The sequence below is a fragment of the Bacillus sp. LQ01 genome (assembly GCF_057624735.1).
Genome location: NZ_JBYEZL010000002.1, coordinates 1,092,588 through 1,111,372, shown reverse-complemented (window position 1 = coordinate 1,111,372; position 18,785 = coordinate 1,092,588). Strand labels below are relative to the sequence as shown.

Below are 18,785 nucleotides of genomic sequence, written 5' to 3'. Positions count from 1 at the left end.
TCTTTCATTTCGGTACATGAAATTATACAGAAAAAAGAACATAGTTTGTCCAATTCTGCATATACATGATAAAAATAGTTTCGAGAGGATGAGTTAACTATGAAACAATCCACCATCAATTTTTCATCTTTGACAAAAGACCTCATTTTAGCTACTTCTATAAAAGAACAAAATTGTTCACAAGAGGAATTATACTTCGCCCTAAATTGTTTACTACGGGCTTTTCATTCTACCCTCCATGAAACAACATTACATCCAGAAAATAAAAATACAGAATATATACAAACGCAATTTTGCAGTGCATATAAAATTATTACAGGTAAAACTATTTATCCATTTCAATAATCCATAAAAAGCGGCTGCTTACATAATTTCAAGCAACCGCTTTTTATATTAATATCGATAACCTATTGTATAACTTTCACTTTTACAGATTTGCGCCCCCAGCTATTAGCACTACCATCTGAACCGACTAATACATCAATACGATTTCCTTTAATCGCACCACCAGTGTCTCCAGCAATCGCTTCTCCATATCCTTCTACCCATACTTTTGATCCAAGCGGAATTACTTTCGGATCAACAGCAATTACTTTCATATTTGGATTTGCTGTTAAATCATGCCCCATTGCAGTTAATACACGACCACCATACGAACCATTCTCACTCGGATCTGCTGTATATGCCGTCGCTTCTACTGTAATTTCACGACCACCAGTAGGCGCACTTGTTTCAGTAGATTTTGCAACTGGTTTTGCAGCCGGTTTTTCTTTTACCACAGGTTTACTTGATTCTACATTCTTAATAGAATCGTTACTCTTAACAGACTCTTTATTCTTAACTACTGTATTATTTTTAACCGGCGTATTTGTTCTAGCTGGCGCTTCTTCTTGAGCTACAACCTCTTTCTTTTCGATTACAGGTGCTGTTCCTGTTAAAAATGGCACGTGAACATATCCAACTTTTCCATTGTAGTCGAATTGTAACCATTCATTTTGAACTTGATTCGTCGTTTCAATCACATCATTTTTATTAAGTTTACCTAAAATTTCAGAATCAGTATTCGCTCCAGCACGAACATTTAATACGCCCGCCGTTACATAATATGTGCTCTTTGTAAAATCGGCACTTACAAACGCTTCCTTACCGTTCAACTTAATTTTTGTCCATCCATTTTCTGTATTTATAACATCTAGTGTATTCCCACTTAACACTTTACCTACAAGCTTTGACTCTACATTTGGGTTTTCTCTAACATTTAATACGTCTGTTGTTACAATTGTTTCCGCTTTAGCAGAACCCGCAAAAATCCCAAGACCAAAAACTGCTGCTGTTGCTATACCTAATAATTTTTTCATGAATAGCCTCCATTTGCTTTGTTTTCGTATTTTCATTATAGCAACAGATTTTTAGAATTTTTAGAAATCACACAATTACAAAGCATTCGTAATATACGATTAACGAGTTGTAACATAAATTTCCATATTAATAAAATGTATTTCTCATACAATCTCCAGTGGTTTTCATATATTTTTCATATACGAGCACAAGAACTTTTTTCCAGAAAAAATTACAGTGTTACTTTTTTGTTACAAAAAATTCACAATTCGTTACATCTTTTACCAAAAAACATCAATATTTAATTGTTAACCTATTTTTTTGTAATAAAAAGAGAGTAGCTACTAAAAGCTGCTCTCTTTTCATTTGTTATTGAACTTTCTTTTTCCAAACACCTAGCATAATAGCCGAGACAATCGTTCCAATTAATATAGAGAAAATATATAGTAACGGTTTATTTACTAACGCTATTACAAATAATCCACCATGCGGTGCTGGTAATGTAATTTGGAATAACATAGATAACGCACCTGCAATACTTGAACCAACAACACAACTTACAATTACTCGAACCGGATCTGCAGCTGCAAACGGAATCGCACCTTCTGTAATGAACGATGCTCCCATAATATAATTTGTTAAACCAGATTTACGTTCCGCTTCTGTAAACTTTGATTTAAAGAATGTAGTTGCAAATGCAATCGCAAGTGGCGGTACCATACCACCAGCCATAACTGCTGAGTGCACTCCAAAATTCTGTGCTTCTATTGCAGCAATACCAAACGTAAACGCCGCTTTATTAATTGGACCACCCATATCAATTGCCATCATACCACCTAAAATAAGACCTAGTAATATAGCATTCGTACCGTTTAAACCATTTAACCACCCTGTCAACATTTCATTTAATGCTACTACAGGCGGAATCACTGCTTTTTGCATTACAACTCCTGTAATCAATAATCCAAAGACTGGATATAACAAAACAGGTTTAATTCCTTCTAATTGTACTGGTAGTCCTGAAAATAATCTTTTCAACCCTAAAACAACATATCCAGCTAAGAAACCAGCAATTAATCCACCTAAAAAGCCAGCATTCGCATTCGCCGCTAAAAATCCACCTACAACACCAGGCATAAAACCAGGACGATCAGCAATAGAACTTGCAATAAATCCAGCTAAAATTGGTACAAGGAATAAAAACGCACCTGTTTTTCCTCCACCAATTGACATGAACAATTCAGCTAAAGGACCTTCCGCCTTTATACCACCAAACGAAAACGCTAGCGCTATTAAAATCCCGCCGCCAACAACGAACGGAAGCATATTACTTACGCCATTCATTAAATGCTTATAAATTCCTAATCCTTTTTCTTTTTCCGTACTTTCTGCCTTTCCATCTTCTTTTACACCTTTAAAGATTGGTGCATCTTGCTTTACAGCTCGATTAAGAAGTGTTTCCGTTTTTCTAATCCCATCAGCGACTGGTACTTGAATGACATGTTTACCAGCAAAACGATTCATTTCTACTTGTTTATCCGCCGCAACAATAATAGCTGTTGCACGTTCAATATCCTCTTTCGTTAAACCGTTTTTAATACCTGTCGATCCGTTTGTTTCAACTTTAATCGCTATTCCTAACTCTGTCGCTTTTGCTTTTAAGCTATCCGCTGCCATATATGTGTGAGCGATTCCAGTTGGACAAGCTGTAACAGCAAGTACGTACGGTTCATTTACTTCTGGTTTTGCGACTTCAATCTCTTCTTCTTTTTCATTCTCTTTTTCATCAAATAGTTGAAGAAGCTCACTTTCATCCTTTGCTTCTAATAGTTGCTTGCGAAATCCTTCATCCATTAATAATGTCGATAAACGAGACAACGTTTCTAAATGAGTATTATTCGCTCCTTCACTTGCAGCAATCATAAAGAATAAGTGTGCTGGCTGTCCGTCAAGCGACTCATAATTGATACCGCTTACACTTCTACCAAAACAAATCGATGGTTGTTTAACAGCCTTTGTCTTCGCATGAGGTATTGCAATACCTTCCCCTATTCCAGTCGTACTTTGGGACTCCCGCTTTAAAATAGCTTCTTTAAATTCCATTTTACTATTTAAACGATTTGCCCCATTTAATTTCTCAACTAATTCATCTATGACAGCTTCTTTATTTGAAGCTGTCAAATCCATAATGACTGTATCTCTTTTTAATAGTTCTGTAATTTTCATATGTTGCTTCCCCCTATCGCTTAGCTACAATTACTTGCGACAATAATTCTTCTACTTTTTCCTTCTTACATAAATCAGCTGAAAATGCTGTTGCACTCCCTGTTGCAACGCCGTATTGAAATGCCTTTTCAATATCTTTTGTCTGTTCATATTTGCCTACAAACCCTGCAACAAGAGAATCTCCGGCCCCAACTGAATTAATTACAACACCTTTTGGAACAGTCGCTTCATATATACCTTCTGCCGTAAATAATAAAGCTCCCTCTCCAGCCATCGATACGATAACGTGTTTTATACCTTGTTCAATTAATTTTCTTCCATAAGGTAAAACGTCCTCTACTGTTGAAAGCTCCACTCCAAACAACTCACCAAGTTCATGATGGTTTGGCTTAATTAAAAATGGCTTATTTTTAATTACATGCTGCAGTGCACTTCCACTCGCATCGACTACTACTCGAATACCTTTTTCAGCTCCGAGCGCTGCGATTGATTCATAAAAGGTAGTTGGGATAGATGCAGGTACACTTCCAGCTAGCACAACGCAATCTCCCTGCTTCATACTTTCGATTTGTTTCATTAATTGTTCAAATTGCTCATTTGTCACATTAGGACCTTGCCCATTTAATTCTGTCTCTTCTTGCCCTTTTATTTTCACATTAATTCGGGAATCTCCGTCTACTTGGATGAAGTTTGTCATTACGCCTTCCGCCTGTAATACACCTTTAATAAATTGACCGGTGAATCCACCAGTAAATCCAAGTGCTATATTTTCCACACCTAAACGATGAAGAACGCGAGAAACATTAATCCCTTTTCCTCCAGGAAACTTCATATCTTTCTCTGCTCGATTGACTGCGCCTAAATCAAAAGAATTAACTTGTACTACATAATCAATAGATGGGTTTAAAGTAACTGTATAGATCATTGTTTATCAGCCTCAATTACATTGGTTTGTCTTTTATATTTTTCTAAATCAATTTCTAAATGGTTTGTAATAATATTTGCTTCTTCAACATTTGCAATTTTCGCAAATGCAACTTCTGAAAACTTACTTTCATCAATTAAGAAATATCCTTCGTTTGCTAATGTTAATGCCATTTGTTTTAAGAGCGCTTCTTCTGGATCTGGCGTTGTAAAGCCAAGCTGTTCATGTACACCATTTGCACCTAAAAAACATTTATCAAAACGATACTTCTGCATACTTTCCTGTGCCATAGCACCGATTAAAGCTTTCGTCCTACTCTTCATCATTCCACCTAGTAAATACGCACGAATATTATTTTCAACTAAAGCTTCAATATGCATAAGTCCATTCGTAACGACAGTCACATCTTTATTTATTAAAAATGGAATCATTTCAAATGTTGTACTTCCTGCATCTAAATAAATACAATCACCTTGTTCAATAACGCTAGCCGCATAATTAGCAATTTGTTGTTTTATTTGAATGTTTTTGGATGATTTTTCAACCATCGTTGGTTCTTGCCCTTTTCCTGTTAAAACAGCGGCACCACCATGAACTCTTTTTAATAACCTTTGCTTTTCCAATTGTGCTAAATCACGGCGAATTGTCGACTCAGAGCTTTCTGTTCTTTCAACTAATTGCTGTAATTTTACAACTTTCTGTTCTTTTACAAGTTGCAATATCATTTGATGACGTTCAGGAGTTAACATTTTATTCACCTCTTCTTTGATTACAGTATAATGAAAACGGTCACAAAAATCAACCACAAACAATCAAAAATAATCAAAAACACCCATAAACATTTATAAACAGCAAAAAGAAACCTATTCGATTAAACAATCAAATAGGTTTCTTTTCTAAATTCACTTATAAAGAAGCTTTATATATACTTAAAACATCATCTTTATTTAATTTTTTAAAGTTACCAAATTCACCATACGCCATCGCTTTATTAGCCATTATATCAATTTCATTTTCTCCAATACCGTAATCAGCTAATGTTGCTGGCGCTTCAATTGAAGTCCAAAATTGACGCAGTGCCTTAATTCCTTCTAAAGCCACTTCTTTATCTGTTTTGCCATCTGTTTCTATATCAAATACACGAATAGCGAACTGTTTAAAACGACTTACATTTTCCTCTACAACATGTTTCATCCAGTTCGGGAATAAAATCGCAAGGCCACCCCCGTGTGGTATATCATGAACAGCAGAAACTGCATGCTCAATATTATGAGTCGCCCAATCTCCTTTTACTCCCATCGCTAAAATGCCGTTTAACGCCATAGTACCACAATATAAAATAGTTTCTCTATGCTCATAATTTTCTAAATCACTTAAAAGCTTAGGTGCTGTCTCAATTACTGTTTTTAAAACAGCTTCACAATAACGATCTTGTAGTTCTGTATTCGTTCCATGATGGAAATATTGTTCTAATACGTGCGACATAATATCTACCATACCGTAAATGGTTTGATCTTTCGGTACAGAAGTAGTATGAACTGGATCTAAAATTGAAAACTGCGGGAAAGTAACTGGGCTACCCCATCCATACTTTTCATTCGTTTCCCAGTTTGTAATTACCGAGCCTGCATTCATTTCAGATCCTGTTGCTGCAAGAGTAAGTACAGTACCAAATGGTAATGCCTCATTAGCAAATGTTTTTTTCGTTACAATATCCCATACATCTCCATCGTACTTACTACCAGCTGCAATTGCCTTCGTACAGTCGATCACACTTCCTCCACCAACTGCTAAAATAAATTCAACACCATTTTCTTTACAAATTTGAATCCCTTTCTTTACAGTTGATACACGTGGATTCGGTTCAACACCTGTCAATTCAAATACTTCTGCATTTATATCCTTTAAAATAGAAATTACATTATCATAAATACCGTTTCTTTTAATGCTGCCTCCCCCGTATACGAGAAGAACTTTTTTACCGAACTGTGGAATTTCAGTTTTTAACTGCTCTAATTGACCTTTACCGAAAATAAGTTTCGTTGGATTACGAAATACAAAATTTTGCATATTCCTTTACCATCCCTTCTATATGAAAAGCAACTATACTTTTGTATACCATATTTTTTTCATTTCACAAAAATATTTGCTTAATAAAAAAACCCCAGCCTACAGGCTGAGATTTTTTATTGGTAATAAGGTGAGATCATTAAGTAAACAATAACACCAGATAAACTTACATATAACCAAATCGGCATCGTCCAACGTACAATTTTACGATGACGTGTTAATTGATTTGTAAAACCAAATACAAGTGCAAACAATGCAAGCGGTACAATAATTGCCGCCAGGATAATATGTGTAATTAAAATGATGAAATACACATATTTAATGAATCCTTCTCCGCCAAAATGTGTTGCTGGCGCTAAGTAATGATAAGATAAATAAGAAACACAAAATAGCAACGTCGTTGTAAATGCTGCCAGGATGAAACCACGGTGCATTTTCACATTCTTCTTAATAATAGAGTATAGAGCTGCTAATAAGAATACGAACGTAAAGCTATTAAAAATTGCATTTAACATTGGTAAAATTGTTACATCAAAATGTAATTCTCCTTCATAGCCAACAGGTCCAAAGAACAAAAATAAAATAATCGCATTTACAATTACAGAAAGCGTTATCACAATAGGAGCATAGCTTTTCTGATTTGTTGATTGATCCACCAAAATGGTCACTCCCTCTTCCTTCAAATATGTATACGTAACCTCACTATTTTAACATACTATTCACAGTGTAAATGTGACAATAGTTTGACACAGCAAGATAAGACAAAGAAAAAATCCTTCTTAATAAAACTTCTTAAGAAGGATTTTATCGCTTTATTATTCAAATAGCAACGCGATTAGTTTTTGTTAAAAAATGTATCGCTATATGCTTGAAAAATTTCAGACACTTGATATCCCATTAAAGAAATTGCTGTTAATGAAAAGAAACCAATCATAAGAAATCGAAACCACATATAAATCTCCTCCTTGTATTTAGCTTAAAAAACATTCGCTATATTACAAGTTGAGTGGCACTCTTCATCGTCACTTTCCTTTTTCCTTACAATTGCTGTAATAAATCGAATCATAAAGAAAATAACAAAAGGAATTTGTTCGTAATTCACATTGGCATAGTTTAGCAACGGCTCGCGCTGCATATCGAACGGGGATGAGAAGGAATAGAACATACCTTGCTCTTCCATATATACAATTACAATTTTCATGCAAAATACGATTCCTAGAAACGAAACAATATCTTGCCATTCTGTCGTATATAACAGGTTATACAGCTCTAATACGTACTCTTCCATTATCATCCCCCCCTTCCTTTTTTACCATTTTGCTCGCCTTCGTATAAAAAGTCAAGAAAAAAGTTTATATCCACTATGACAATAGTAATTACTTGTTTCTATGATTATATATGATTCTTTTATAGCAATGACTGGGTGTAACTCTCTTCGAAAATTAGAAAATTAGAATCGAACAGATTCCTCATTCTTACTTTTAGGATTCAAAACTGTGCTATTTTTATTTCTATTAAAAATAAAATAAGAAAGTATGATAAGAACAGTAACAAACATTGTTAAAAGTGCTTGTGAACGTAAAGTATCAATTGCGAACATCGCAACTAAAACTGCTATAATAGCAACAATTGTAACATACGTTACATACGGAAAAAGCCACATTTTCACTTTCAAATTTTGTTGTTCCACTTTCCCCATTTTTTTACGCATCTTTAAATGCGAAACTGCAATAACGAGATAAACTAGTAACGCAATCCCGCCAGATGCATTCACTAAAAACAAAAAGACTTTATCTGGAGAAATGTAACTAAACACAACGCCAATATAAGCGAAGAAAGTTCCAAATAAAACGGCCCGAACTGGAACACCACTACTGTTCAATTTCAAAAACGCCTTTGGAGCATCTCCTCTTTCTGCCATCGAAAAAAGCATTCTTGAGTTTGTATATAAACCCGAATTTAAACAAGAGAGTACAGCTGTTAAAACGATAAAATTCATAATTTGTGCCGCAGCTGGTATTCCTATATGTTCCAATACAGCTACAAATGGACTTTTTAATATGTTTGCTGAATTCCATGGCAGTAGCGTAACAACTACCGCTATAGACCCAATAAAAAATACAAGAATACGCCAAATCACACTGTTTGTTGCTGTTTTTACTGCTTTTACAGGTTCTGCAGATTCACCTGCGGCTACCGCTACAATTTCTGATCCCATAAATGAAAATATAACGACAGTAATTCCAAGCAGTACCGAACTTATACCGTTTGGCATAAATCCACCTTGTCCAATTAAATTCGAAGTGCCGGGTGCTTCTGTTCCTGGAACAAATCCTAAAATAACAGCAAGACCTAGACAAAGGAACAAAACAATACTTATTACTTTAATAAAAGAAAACCAATATTCAAACTCTCCAAATGATTTCACCGAAAAAACGTTCGTCAGCGTTAATAAAATTGTTAATATTAAACTTAATAACCAAAGCGGTATTTGTGGAATCCAATATTGGATAATACCAGCACCTGCTGTGGCTTCTATTGCAATAACAATTACCCAAAAAAACCAGTATAACCAGCCTATTGTATAACCCGCCCAAGGACCAATCGCTTCTCTTGCATACGTTGCAAATGAACCACTTGTCGGATTAACAGCTGCCATTTCTCCTAGCATTCTCATGACGAAAATGACTAGAAGTCCTGCTAATGCATATGAAACGATAGAACCTGGTCCTGCCGAATGTACAACTGCACCACTTCCAACAAACAAACCAGCCCCTATTACACCGCCAATTGAAATCATTGTAATGTGGCGTATTTTGAGGTCTTTCTTTAGATTTTTATCCAAATCTTGTACATCCCCTTCCAAACTAAATTTTGAAATTTATGTAAGAGTACTGTGCGAAAGATTTTGTCCTATACTTTAAAATATATCAAAATATTCTGAATTCAACAATTAAAATTCAACCTCCTTCAAAAATTATTACATTAGGTTTAATACTTTCCCATACACAATTGTTGAGAAAATTATAGTCCCTTTACAAAAGAAAGAATTTTCAGATATTATTAAATAAACAAGATTATACATCTAGACAACTTTTTGTATAGGAGTGTTGATATGTTAAACAAGTTCAAATTTTTTTGTTGTATTTTAGTAATGTTCTTACTTCTACCGTTATCCCCTTTCCAAGCACAAGCAGCAAACAATTTAGGTTCAAAATTACTCGTTGGATACTGGCATAATTTTGATAACGGTACTGGCATTATTAAATTAAAAGACGTTTCACCAAAATGGGATGTAATCAATGTATCTTTTGGTGAAACTGGTGGTGATCGTTCCACTGTTGAATTTTCTCCTGTGTATGGTACAGATGCAGAATTCAAATCAGATATTTCTTATTTAAAAAGTAAAGGAAAGAAAGTAGTTCTTTCAATAGGTGGACAAAATGGGGTCGTTTTACTTCCTGACAATGCCGCTAAGGATCGTTTTATTAATTCCATACAATCTCTGATCGATAAATACGGTTTTGACGGAATAGATATTGACCTTGAATCAGGTATTTACTTAAACGGAAATGACACTAACTTCAAAAACCCAACTACCCCTCAAATCGTAAATCTTATTTCAGCTATTCGAACAATCTCAGATCATTATGGTCCAGATTTTCTATTAAGCATGGCCCCTGAAACAGCTTATGTTCAAGGCGGATATAGCGCATATGGAAGCATATGGGGTGCATATTTACCAATTATTTACGGAGTGAAAGATAAACTAACATACATTCACGTTCAACACTACAACGCTGGTAGCGGGATTGGAATGGACGGTAATAACTACAATCAAGGTACTGCAGACTACGAGGTCGCTATGGCAGATATGCTCTTACATGGTTTTCCTGTAGGTGGTAATGCAAATAACATTTTCCCAGCTCTTCGTTCAGATCAAGTCATGATTGGGCTTCCAGCAGCACCAGCGGCAGCTCCAAGTGGTGGATACATTTCGCCAACTGAAATGAAAAAAGCTTTAAATTATATCATTAAAGGAGTTCCATTCGGAGGAAAGTATAAACTTTCTAACCAGAGTGGCTATCCTGCATTCCGCGGCCTAATGTCTTGGTCTATTAATTGGGATGCAAAAAACAACTTTGAATTCTCTAGTAACTATAGAACATATTTTGATGGTCTTTCCTTGCAAAAATAACAAAGTAAAACTATAATTAGCCCTCATCAATCGGACATTTATGGGCAATCAATGCAGGATAAAAACAACAATAGGTCCCTTTATAGGTCCTATTGTTGTTTTTTACTTATGAAAATTACTTTGTCACATCTAAAGTTTTAAGAAACTCTTTTCCATCGACCAACATCGCACGTTCCTTGGAATCATATTGTTAAATATTCTAGTTACTATTTTGCTTCAACACAAAAATTGAAAGTTCAGGTACACTACAAAATCTAACAGGCATCCTAGTAGTCCCAATGCCACGATTTACATATAAATATAACGGCTTACTCTTCCCCTCTACTTCATACATACCTTCAACGTAGTGCTCAGCTAGTTTGGTAGTAATTAACGGACCTACAAAAGGAATTTGGACTTGTCCTCCGTGACTATGTCCTGACAGTTGAAGATCAACTGGGTAACGATTTATTTTGGTTACAACATCCGGCTCATGTACTAATAACATGTTGAAATCATTTTGTTTCAAGTTTTTTAAAGTTGAATCTATTTGCGGCTTCCCTAATAGAAAATCATCCAAACCTGATATTATAATATATTTGCCGTTTTCCACTTTAATTTTCTGTACTTCATTTACTAATACAGAAAAACCAGCTTCTTCCATATATTTTTTGTAAAATAAACTACCGCCCCCGCCCCTATCATGATTCCCAAACACAGCATATTTCCCTAAGGGAGCGTAAATTTTCTGCAAAATAACCTTCGCTTCTTCTCTTTCCGCACTATAAGACCCAAATTTATCTATTAAATCTCCGGTAAAAACTACTATATCTGGATGTAATTCATTCATCTTCTCCACTAAATGTTCAAGTTGTTTCAGTGTAAACTCTGGTCCTAAATGTACATCTGAAAACTGCAATATTTTTTTATTATTAAACTCTTTAGGAATTGTAGAAGCTTCTATTTCATTCCACGTAACTGTTACTAGTTTTCGTTCTATTTCTGTCGCATAATAATACAAACTTACTGGTATCATTAATATACTTATAAAACTAATAATAAATATCTTTACGATTGATTTTTTTCGTTCTTTTTTTACATGATTCGTATTCATGTTTTCACCTCTAGAAACACTTTAAATCCTTATTGTTACATTCATGTGACAACATGAACAATGTTATCAATATGTAATTCCCTCTCTATTCACTTTGACAATTTTATACAGAAGTCATAACATATTTTTATAATACATAGATTTTCGAAATTTTTTCTATTCATTCCATCATTTTATTACGGAGGGGTTATTCATGTCTGTATTTACACCAGAAGAAATTACGGAACTTGCTGCTAATTCCGGAAGAAAAAAAGCTCATTTATCATTACTCCCTATGTTAATTCTCGGTTTTTTTGGCGGTGCTTTTATAGCATTAGGGTATTTACTCGATATTCATGTTATTGGAACAATGCCAAAGGCTTGGGGATCATTTACTAGTTTTCTAGGCGCTGCTGTATTCCCTATTGGCCTTATTCTCGTTATTCTTGCAGGCGGTGAACTAGTAACTGGTAACATGATGACAGTTTCTATGGCCTGGCTTCAAAAGAAAATTACTTTATTTTATTTCATACGAAATTTAGTTATTGTTACATTTAGCAATTTCATAGGGGCTGTATTTGTAGCCTACTTTTTCGGTCATATCGTTGGCTTAACTGAAGGAGCTTTTTTAGCAAAAACTATTTCTATCGCTCAAGCGAAACTACAAGATACACCATTGCAAGCATTTATTTCTGCAATCGGATGTAATTGGCTCGTTTGTTTAGCTGTTTGGCTCAGTATGGGAAGTAAAGAATTTATCGGAAAGATTATCGGTATTTGGTTCCCGGTTATGACTTTTGTTGCGATTGGATTTCAACACGTTGTAGCCAATATGTTTGTCATCCCAGCCGCCATTTTTGCCGGTCATTTCACTTGGGCTGAATATTTTCCAAACTTTATTTTTGTTTTCTTTGGAAATTTAGTAGGAGGTATGTTATTTGTAGCACTACCTTACTTCATATCTTATAATAAGAAACTACCTGCTCATCAAGAGAAGACTGAAATGAAGAACAAATCTCTGTCCGCTTAAATGGAATGTCTATAAAGTGCCCTAAAAAATATTACAAATTTCATTTTTTTTGCGAATATATGTACGTACACTTGTTCTCGAATGTTTTATACGTTATAATAACAACTTAAATAGCATTATTTACATATGAGGTGAAAAACATGAACAAAACAGAATTAATTAAAAACGTAGCACAAAATGCTGAGATTTCTCAAAAAGAAGCTACTGTAGTTGTACAAACTGTAGTAGAATCAATCACTAACACTTTAGCTGCTGGTGAAAAAGTACAACTTATCGGATTCGGTACATTCGAAGTTCGTGAAAGAGCTGCTCGTACAGGCCGTAACCCACAAACTGGTGAAGAAATGCAAATCGCAGCTTCTAAAGTACCTGCTTTCAAAGCTGGTAAAGAACTAAAAGAAGCTGTAAAATAATGAAAAATATCCTTCTCATTTATGAGAAGGATATTTTTTTCATAACATAATTAATAAAAATCTGACCATTATGTTGTTTCTTTTGTTCTTTTATGCAAATAAAACCTTTACTTTCAAAAAAAGGTTTTGCGGTAATGCTCGCCTCTGTATATATCTCCCTATGCCCTAGGTTCACTGCTTCTTTTTCTAACTTCTGTAGTATGTATGAAGCGACTCTTTTCCCTTGATAATCTTTATGCGTAAATAAACGATCTACGTAACGATCATCGTTATAATCCCCAAACCCCACAATCACACCTTTATGATCCGCTACATAGCTAATATTCTTTTCTAAAGACTGTAACCAATTTTCTCTATCTAGTCGCTCCGGTGCCCACGCCTGTAGCTGTAACTCATTATAATCTTTTGCATTAACCGTATGAACTGTTTCATAGAACAATTGTAATACTTGATCTAAATCTTCTTTCTGGAATGTTCTAATTATAATATCTTTTAACATATATAAGTCTCCTTACGAAACTACCTCTTAACTTTTCTACTACATACGATTCTATATTTCTGCTTTATTATATCGTTTTAATTTCTATACGAACAAAAAAACAATACTTATTCAAAGTATTGTTTTTTAATTCTATTCAATTACTTAATGTAGCTCTTTAAGATTTTAATTTAACTCTTTGTAATCGTAATGCATTTAATACAACGGATACAGAACTAAATGCCATCGCTGCTCCAGCAACCCAAGGGGCTAAGAAACCTAATGCCGCAATTGGAATTCCTAACGCGTTATAAGCTAATGCCCAGAATAAATTTTGTTTAATATTTCTTATCGTCATTTTACTCATAAAGATCGCATCAGCAATACTATTTAAGTCACCGCGGATTAACGTTATATCCGCTGCTTCCATCGCTACATCCGTTCCCGTTCCAATTGCCATACCAATGTTCGCTGTAGCAAGAGCAGGAGCATCATTTATCCCGTCTCCAACCATCGCTACTTTCTTACCATTTGCTTGCAGTTTTTTCACTTCTTCTGCTTTTCCTTCTGGCAATACTTCTGCAATTACGTGATCAATACCAACTTGCTTTGCAATTGCCTGAGCAGTTTGTGTATTATCTCCTGTAATCATCACAACGTCTAGACCCATTTTTTTCAGTCTTGCGATAGCTGCTTTTGAAGTATCTTTTACAGTATCTGCAACGGCAACTATACCAGCATATTCTTTATCGATTGCAATAAGCATTGCTGTTTTTCCTTCTCGTTCTAGCGCTTCCATTGATTTAGAAACTTCTTCAATATCAATATTGAATTTCTTCATTAATCGACGTGTACCAATTAATAAGTGTTTTCCTTCTACAACTGATTCGATACCAAATCCCGGAATCGCTTCAAACGTTTCTGAACTTGGGATATCAATTTTCTTTTCTTTAATTCCTTCTACAATCGCTTCTGCAAGTGGATGTTCAGAATTTCTTTCTGCTGCCCCTACTAATCTAAGCAGTTCATTTTCATTGAATCCATCTGCTACAATTACATCTGTTAACACCGGCTTCCCATTTGTCACTGTACCCGTTTTATCTAAAATAACCGTATCTAATCGGTGCGTTGCTTCTAAATGCTCTCCACCTTTAAATAAAATACCATACTCTGCTGATCTTCCTGATCCTGCCATAATAGATGTAGGCGTTGCAAGACCTAATGCACATGGACAAGCGATAACAAGTACTGCTATCATTTTCTCAAGTGCTCCGCCAAAATCACCAGGTGTAACAAATATCATCCATACTGCAAATGTGATAATCGCAATCACAACTACAACCGGTACGAAAATACCTGAAATTTGATCTGCTACCCTTTGAATAGGAGCTTTTGAACCTTGTGCCTCTTCTACTACTTTAATAATTTGAGCTAATGCAGTATCTCTTCCTACTTTAGTTGCTTTCACTTTTAAAAATCCATTTTTATTTATTGTCGAACCTATTACTACATCCCCAATTGACTTATCAACAGGAATACTTTCACCCGTTAACATCGATTCATCAATTGCTGACTTTCCTTCTACAATCTCACCATCTACTGGTATTTTTTCACCAGGCTTTACATAGACGATATCACCAGCTACTACTTCTTCAATCAAAATTTTTATTTCTGTTCCATCTCGCACAACTGTAGCTGTCTTCGCTTGTAAACCCATCAATTTTTTAATTGCTTCTGATGAGCGCCCTTTTGCTTTCGCTTCAAATAATTTACCTAAAATAATTAATGTAATAAGTACCGCACTCGTTTCAAAATATAAATCTGTCATATGTTTCGAAGAACCAATAGATTGAATACTTAAATATACACTATAGAAATACGCGGCCGACGTTCCAAGCGCCACGAGAACATCCATATTCGCACTTTTATTACGTAACGCTTTATAAGCTCCAACATAAAACTGTCCACCAATGATAAATTGAACAGGGGTTGCAAGTGCTAGTTGCACCCAAGGGTTCATTAACATATCCGGTAAATAAATAAACGACGTAAATGAGAAATGACTAACCATTGCCCACAATAATGGGAAAGATAAAATAAACGAAATAATAAACTTCTTCTTTTGTCTTTCAATTTCTTGTAATCGATGATCAGTTGATGCATCTTGATCATCTGGTTTCACTTCTAATTTATATCCTAGCTTCGTAATCGCACTCTTCATTTCATTTACATTAACTTCATCAGGATTAAAGTCTACTGTAGCTGATTCTAAAGCAAAATTTACTGTCGCTTTGTTCACACCATCTAACTTATTTAAACGCTTTTCAACTCTATTTGCACATGCTGCACATGTCATTCCTGAAACAGTAAATTCAGCTTTATCACTTACAATTCCATATCCTAACGATTCAACTTTTTCTTTAAACTGTTGCGGATTTGTTTTAGTTGGATCGTACATTATTTTTGTTTTTTCAAGTGCAAAATTTACATTCGCCTCATGAACACCTTCTACTTTTTTTAGACCTTTTTCAATTCTATTTGCACATGCCGCACATGTCATTCCTGATATTTGAAGATTGGCCTCTTTTTTTTCATTCATGTCTCTCACCTCTATATACCCTTATGAGGTATAATTATTAGCAAAATAAATCGTACTTCATTTAAAGTACGATTTATTTCCATATCTAAAAATAATTATTGAACATCGTATCCTTGGTCTTCGATTACAGCAACGATATCTTTTAATGTTACGGCAGACGAGTCGATAGTAACTTCAACAGTTCCTTCTGCTAATTGAACCTTCACTTGTTCAACACCGTTTAGCTCTTTCACACTGCTTTCGATAGCATTTACACAATGTCCACAAGACATACCTTCAACCTGTAATGTTAACTGTTCCATTTAAAATCCTCCTCTTGTTTATTCATTGTTTGTTAATCACAATTACATCTTACCATACCCCCCTAAGGTAATCAATGGGTTTATATCATGATTTTTCAATTATTTTCTAAAAGTTTATTTTACACACACTTTTTCACATCAATACGCCGAGATCTTATTATGAAGGTAAACAAAAAAAAACAAGCCAGTGACATACTAGCTTGTTTTTACGCTTTTGAAAAACGTTCAAATACAGTCATTAATTCTTCAATTGCTTCGTCACCATTGCCATCTTTAATAGCACCTGAAACACAATGACTTGTATGGTTTTTTAATACACCCATTCCTACTTTTTTCATCGCTGCATTAATCGCTGAAATTTGCACTAAAATATCCACGCAATAACGATCATTTTCAATCATATTTTGAATACCGCGGACCTGTCCTTCAATTCTCTTTAATCTATTTATAATCTGTTCTTTTTCTTTTTCTGATCTATGTGTTACTGCTTCATGCTCTTTATGATCCATATTATCACCTTCTTAAAGTTTCTCTTCACCCAATAAAACAATTGTTTTTATGAGTATACCAATTATAGCATTAAATATCTACGCACGATACCCCATAAGAGTATATTTACGCTTTATGATTATTCTTAACAATGCATTAGCTTCTTAATCTCAATTTTTAGTATACCCTTTCCTTTTTGTCAAAAAAATCATTATATCTCTCATCAAAATTCAATAAAGTGAAACAAGAATAAGCAGGGATTACCCGCCCCCGCTTATTCTTCATCTATAATATTAAAATCTTAATTTTCAGATATTTAATCCAAGAATTTTTTCTTTCCATATATAATTATTGTTGATCACATACTTTTGTATCATTCACTACTGAAGTTCCTTCAACGGTTACCGTATGAAAACAGTCATTTACTCGAACTGTTACAACATTATCTTGCCGGTCAATGATATGATATTCATTAAAATTTTTATTCAGAGCACTGCGAATTTGTTCTCCTTCATAAATTGGGATGCCATGCGATAGAACCCAAATAAGTCCAGCGATAGCAAGAATAGTTTTCATACGATCTACCTCCTTGGGAATATAGTGAACTTTTAATCCATACTTTTTCAGCTCTACAAATCATGATCGGAATAAACCGAGCCTTTTTGGAAATAAGTTCATTTCGTCTATTTTATGTTTATGCTAATTGTGACCGTTTTGTGACAACTTTTTGTCTCTTTAGACGAAAAGTTGAAACAAAACTTTCAAAAAGGACAATTCTACATATCAAAAAAGGTTATGGAATGTTTCATCCATAACCTTTTTTCCTATATGTAACTAATAAATCTCAACCCTTTACTTAAAGACGTCGGCACAACAGATGCATGATTCTCCCCTTCAGCTTCATAAAACTTAAATTTAAGTTTATCGTGGTTTACTTGGAGAAGGCGCTCTGATAATTCATTTGCACCTACAACCATATGCTCTCGTTCTAGTGACCCAACTGTAAGGAACACTCCTGTTTCAAACTTAGCATTGTTTAATTCATTTATAAGGTTCTCTTCTTTTTCAAGTACGGATTTATTATTCCACCATATAGATGGACTACTAATAAAATAATTTTGAAAAGCATTTAAGTTTGTAAATAGTATATGGAGAGCAAATAATCCACCTAAAGAATGCCCAAATAACGTTTGCTTACCTTTATCAATCTCAAAATTCTTTTCAATTTGTGGTTTCAGTTCTTCTTCAATAAAAGTAAAGAAATTATGTGCTCCTCCTGTTTTAGGCCACGGTTTACCGTCTGGTTTTAAAGGGGCATCTTTTGAAATTACGCTAGGCGTAAAATCATAACATCTTTCTTCCCCTGAAAATGCGCCTTCAATTGGATAACCCACTCCTACTATAACAGCTGGTGAAACACCAGTTTTTTCCGCTCTTACTGATTGTATTTTAACTGCTTCATGAAATGTTTGAAAAAAGGCATTGCCATCTAATACGTAAATGACAGGATATCCTGAATCCGGTGCTGGTTGCCTCGGCTTTGAAATATGAATTTGATATTCCTTACCTTCTAATTTTGAATACATTTTCCATTGTTCTGTATTAGATATTATAATCTGCTGTTTTTCAACTGTAGTATTCACCC

19 protein-coding genes are annotated in these 18,785 nt (G+C 34.6%); 4 read left to right on the top strand and 15 right to left on the bottom strand.

Features of this window, described 5'->3' with window-relative positions; all coding sequences use genetic code 11:
* The first annotated feature begins 99 nt into the window (after positions 1-99).
* Positions 100-345 (top strand): hypothetical protein, encoded by a 246-nt coding sequence (locus tag AC22L0_RS18165; RefSeq protein ID WP_000814426.1) that lies wholly within the window; start codon positions 100-102, stop codon positions 343-345.
* Positions 346-407: 62 nt separating this feature from the next.
* On the opposite strand, the gene entD is transcribed toward AC22L0_RS18165, so the two are convergent.
* From entD to gabP, 8 genes are all read right to left on the bottom strand, one after another.
* Entirely contained in the window at positions 408-1,358 is a 951-nt protein-coding gene (entD, locus tag AC22L0_RS18160) for a cell wall-binding protein EntD (protein WP_000734613.1), read from the bottom strand.
* Positions 1,359-1,707: 349 nt separating this feature from the next.
* The gene (locus tag AC22L0_RS18155; RefSeq protein WP_000704599.1) at positions 1,708-3,564 is read right to left on the bottom strand and encodes a PTS fructose transporter subunit IIABC; all 1,857 of its coding nucleotides are present in this window, start codon (positions 3,562-3,564) and stop codon (positions 1,708-1,710) included.
* A gap of 13 nt (positions 3,565-3,577) precedes the next feature.
* Entirely contained in the window at positions 3,578-4,489 is a 912-nt protein-coding gene (pfkB, locus tag AC22L0_RS18150; RefSeq protein WP_000640830.1) for a 1-phosphofructokinase, read from the bottom strand.
* On the bottom strand, positions 4,486-5,238 hold the full coding sequence (locus AC22L0_RS18145) for a DeoR/GlpR family DNA-binding transcription regulator (protein ID WP_000957286.1): 753 nt from the start codon (positions 5,236-5,238) through the stop codon (positions 4,486-4,488). Before AC22L0_RS18145 ends, pfkB begins: the two co-directional genes overlap by 4 nt.
* A gap of 157 nt (positions 5,239-5,395) precedes the next feature.
* Positions 5,396-6,559, bottom strand: coding sequence for an iron-containing alcohol dehydrogenase (locus tag AC22L0_RS18140; protein WP_001179092.1), 1,164 nt, complete (start codon positions 6,557-6,559; stop codon positions 5,396-5,398).
* A 116-nt stretch (positions 6,560-6,675) separates the two neighbouring features.
* On the bottom strand, positions 6,676-7,218 hold the full coding sequence (locus AC22L0_RS18135) for a DUF420 domain-containing protein (RefSeq protein ID WP_000228314.1): 543 nt from the start codon (positions 7,216-7,218) through the stop codon (positions 6,676-6,678).
* Between the two features lie 317 nt (positions 7,219-7,535).
* The gene (locus AC22L0_RS18130) at positions 7,536-7,853 is read right to left on the bottom strand and encodes a hypothetical protein (RefSeq protein WP_103595474.1); all 318 of its coding nucleotides are present in this window, start codon (positions 7,851-7,853) and stop codon (positions 7,536-7,538) included.
* Between the two features lie 156 nt (positions 7,854-8,009).
* On the bottom strand, positions 8,010-9,404 hold the full coding sequence (gene gabP / locus AC22L0_RS18125; RefSeq protein WP_000360110.1) for a GABA permease: 1,395 nt from the start codon (positions 9,402-9,404) through the stop codon (positions 8,010-8,012).
* Positions 9,405-9,674: 270 nt separating this feature from the next.
* Here gabP and AC22L0_RS18120 point away from each other — a divergent pair, with 270 nt between their 5' ends.
* On the top strand, positions 9,675-10,757 hold the full coding sequence (locus tag AC22L0_RS18120; RefSeq protein ID WP_000932440.1) for a chitinase: 1,083 nt from the start codon (positions 9,675-9,677) through the stop codon (positions 10,755-10,757).
* Positions 10,758-10,956: 199 nt separating this feature from the next.
* Here the strand turns inward: AC22L0_RS18120 and AC22L0_RS18115 are convergent, their stop codons facing one another.
* Entirely contained in the window at positions 10,957-11,850 is an 894-nt protein-coding gene (locus tag AC22L0_RS18115; protein WP_001095345.1) for a metallophosphoesterase, read from the bottom strand.
* A 193-nt stretch (positions 11,851-12,043) separates the two neighbouring features.
* On the opposite strand from AC22L0_RS18115, the gene AC22L0_RS18110 reads away from it, so the two are divergent.
* Together AC22L0_RS18110 and AC22L0_RS18105 are read left to right on the top strand one after the other, a co-directional pair.
* The gene (locus AC22L0_RS18110) at positions 12,044-12,859 is read left to right on the top strand and encodes a formate/nitrite transporter family protein (protein ID WP_000110530.1); all 816 of its coding nucleotides are present in this window, start codon (positions 12,044-12,046) and stop codon (positions 12,857-12,859) included.
* Positions 12,860-12,999: 140 nt separating this feature from the next.
* A complete protein-coding gene (locus AC22L0_RS18105; RefSeq protein ID WP_001043904.1) occupies positions 13,000-13,272 on the top strand; it encodes an HU family DNA-binding protein in 273 nt (90 codons plus the stop codon).
* A gap of 19 nt (positions 13,273-13,291) precedes the next feature.
* On the opposite strand, the gene AC22L0_RS18100 is transcribed toward AC22L0_RS18105, so the two are convergent.
* The 6 genes from AC22L0_RS18100 to AC22L0_RS18075 all read right to left on the bottom strand — a co-directional run bounded on the left by AC22L0_RS18100 (position 13,292) and on the right by AC22L0_RS18075 (position 18,783).
* Positions 13,292-13,771 carry a GNAT family N-acetyltransferase gene (locus tag AC22L0_RS18100; protein ID WP_000910158.1) on the bottom strand — a complete coding sequence of 160 codons (480 nt, stop codon included), beginning with the start codon at positions 13,769-13,771 and terminating at the stop codon, positions 13,292-13,294.
* Positions 13,772-13,928: 157 nt separating this feature from the next.
* Positions 13,929-16,349: a heavy metal translocating P-type ATPase gene (locus tag AC22L0_RS18095; protein WP_001003182.1), complete on the bottom strand. Its 2,421-nt coding sequence runs from the start codon at positions 16,347-16,349 to the stop codon at positions 13,929-13,931.
* Positions 16,350-16,444: 95 nt separating this feature from the next.
* Positions 16,445-16,651 carry a copper chaperone CopZ gene (gene copZ, locus AC22L0_RS18090; RefSeq protein ID WP_000436973.1) on the bottom strand — a complete coding sequence of 69 codons (207 nt, stop codon included), beginning with the start codon at positions 16,649-16,651 and terminating at the stop codon, positions 16,445-16,447.
* Between the two features lie 206 nt (positions 16,652-16,857).
* Positions 16,858-17,160 carry a metal-sensing transcriptional repressor gene (locus AC22L0_RS18085; RefSeq protein WP_000349636.1) on the bottom strand — a complete coding sequence of 101 codons (303 nt, stop codon included), beginning with the start codon at positions 17,158-17,160 and terminating at the stop codon, positions 16,858-16,860.
* Positions 17,161-17,488: 328 nt separating this feature from the next.
* Complete coding sequence (locus AC22L0_RS18080) at positions 17,489-17,716, bottom strand: hypothetical protein (RefSeq protein WP_000849103.1); 228 nt, start codon at positions 17,714-17,716, stop codon at positions 17,489-17,491.
* Between the two features lie 248 nt (positions 17,717-17,964).
* Positions 17,965-18,783, bottom strand: a complete 819-nt coding sequence (locus tag AC22L0_RS18075) for an alpha/beta hydrolase (protein WP_001098697.1) — start codon at positions 18,781-18,783, stop codon at positions 17,965-17,967.
* Positions 18,784-18,785: the final 2 nt, after the last annotated feature.

What these genes read in the sequence shown, in the direction of transcription:
- AC22L0_RS18130 (WP_103595474.1), bottom strand. Translation starts at nt 7,853, where the DNA reads ATGATAATGGAAGAGTACGTATTAGAGCTGTATAACCTGTTATATACG.
- AC22L0_RS18165 (WP_000814426.1), top strand. Translation starts at nt 100, where the DNA reads ATGAAACAATCCACCATCAATTTTTCATCTTTGACAAAAGACCTCATT.
- AC22L0_RS18140 (WP_001179092.1), bottom strand. Translation starts at nt 6,559, where the DNA reads ATGCAAAATTTTGTATTTCGTAATCCAACGAAACTTATTTTCGGTAAA.
- AC22L0_RS18095 (WP_001003182.1), bottom strand. Translation starts at nt 16,349, where the DNA reads ATGAATGAAAAAAAAGAGGCCAATCTTCAAATATCAGGAATGACATGT.
- pfkB (WP_000640830.1), bottom strand. Translation starts at nt 4,489, where the DNA reads ATGATCTATACAGTTACTTTAAACCCATCTATTGATTATGTAGTACAA.
- entD (WP_000734613.1), bottom strand. Translation starts at nt 1,358, where the DNA reads ATGAAAAAATTATTAGGTATAGCAACAGCAGCAGTTTTTGGTCTTGGG.
- AC22L0_RS18100 (WP_000910158.1), bottom strand. Translation starts at nt 13,771, where the DNA reads ATGTTAAAAGATATTATAATTAGAACATTCCAGAAAGAAGATTTAGAT.
- AC22L0_RS18105 (WP_001043904.1), top strand. Translation starts at nt 13,000, where the DNA reads ATGAACAAAACAGAATTAATTAAAAACGTAGCACAAAATGCTGAGATT.
- AC22L0_RS18080 (WP_000849103.1), bottom strand. Translation starts at nt 17,716, where the DNA reads ATGAAAACTATTCTTGCTATCGCTGGACTTATTTGGGTTCTATCGCAT.
- AC22L0_RS18120 (WP_000932440.1), top strand. Translation starts at nt 9,675, where the DNA reads ATGTTAAACAAGTTCAAATTTTTTTGTTGTATTTTAGTAATGTTCTTA.
- AC22L0_RS18155 (WP_000704599.1), bottom strand. Translation starts at nt 3,564, where the DNA reads ATGAAAATTACAGAACTATTAAAAAGAGATACAGTCATTATGGATTTG.
- AC22L0_RS18145 (WP_000957286.1), bottom strand. Translation starts at nt 5,238, where the DNA reads ATGTTAACTCCTGAACGTCATCAAATGATATTGCAACTTGTAAAAGAA.
- AC22L0_RS18115 (WP_001095345.1), bottom strand. Translation starts at nt 11,850, where the DNA reads ATGAATACGAATCATGTAAAAAAAGAACGAAAAAAATCAATCGTAAAG.
- AC22L0_RS18110 (WP_000110530.1), top strand. Translation starts at nt 12,044, where the DNA reads ATGTCTGTATTTACACCAGAAGAAATTACGGAACTTGCTGCTAATTCC.
- AC22L0_RS18085 (WP_000349636.1), bottom strand. Translation starts at nt 17,160, where the DNA reads ATGGATCATAAAGAGCATGAAGCAGTAACACATAGATCAGAAAAAGAA.
- copZ (WP_000436973.1), bottom strand. Translation starts at nt 16,651, where the DNA reads ATGGAACAGTTAACATTACAGGTTGAAGGTATGTCTTGTGGACATTGT.